The organism is Moraxella sp. (assembly GCF_024227015.1).
Lineage (GTDB): Bacteria > Pseudomonadota > Gammaproteobacteria > Pseudomonadales > Moraxellaceae > Moraxella.
The window spans coordinates 1-885 of record NZ_JAAELD010000333.1 but is presented as its reverse complement, the minus strand read 5'-3'; the positions used below and the strand labels follow the sequence as shown (position 1 = coordinate 885).

Here is an 885-nt window from a genome sequence, read left to right as displayed (position 1 = left end):
CCATGCGTTCTTACAAGCGTCTTGAGCTTGTTGAGAAAAAAGACGCAAAAGAAGTGCTAGACGCTGTGGGTCTTACCAAAGCACAAGTCGAAGAGATGTATCGCTACTTGGCGATTGCCAACTACGAAGACCGTTTTGTCATTCCGTCATCACACCGTGAAGAAGCGATGAGTGATGTATTTGCTGAGAAAAACGGCTGTGGCTTTAGCTTTGGTTCTGGCTGTAGCGGTAGCAATGATGTCAATATGTTCGGTCAGACCAAGGCAACTCGCCGTGAGATGATTGAAACTGTGCAGACATGGGAGAACTAGCATGAGTGGACAAACCCCCAATGATTTTCGTCTGCTCAAGGTGATTAGCCTACTGCTTGACTACCCTAGTGATGAATTGTTCCTTGATGACACATTGCAGGCGTGCCAAGAAATCGTCGCCACATCAAGACTGATTAGCCCTGATGTGCGTGGTGAGATTGTCAGCTTTATTGATGAGCTGTCAAGCCTTGGTACGATTGACGCACAGTCTCGCTATGACGGTCTGTTTGAGCGTGGGCGTTCCTTGTCGCTTTGGCTGTTTGAACACGTTCATGGCGAAAGCCGAGACCGTGGGCAAGCCATGGTAGATTTAATGGGACAATACGAACAAGCAGGCTTTGAAATCGGTGTCAAAGAATTGCCTGACTTTTTGCCGATGTATCTTGAGTTTTTGGCATATCAAGCCACGCAAATTGATGATGACATGCAAATTCGCATGGATATTGCTGATGTCAGCCACATCTTAGCCCTACTTGGGGCAAGACTTGTGGACAAGGACAGCAGTTATGCCAGTTTGTTTAAGGCACTGCTACAAGTCGCAGGCAAACCGCTTAGCGTCATTGATGATGAGCTT

At 47.2% G+C, this 885-nt stretch carries 1 protein-coding gene and 1 pseudogene; both read left to right on the top strand.

Going from position 1 to position 885, the window contains the following annotated elements:
* Positions 1-311 (top strand): annotated as a pseudogene (narH, locus tag GY683_RS07455) (nitrate reductase subunit beta); the annotation flags it as partial.
* Between the two features lies 1 nt (position 312).
* The coding region (gene narJ / locus GY683_RS07450) for a nitrate reductase molybdenum cofactor assembly chaperone (protein ID WP_297288132.1) at positions 313-885 on the top strand (573 nt) is incomplete at its 3' end.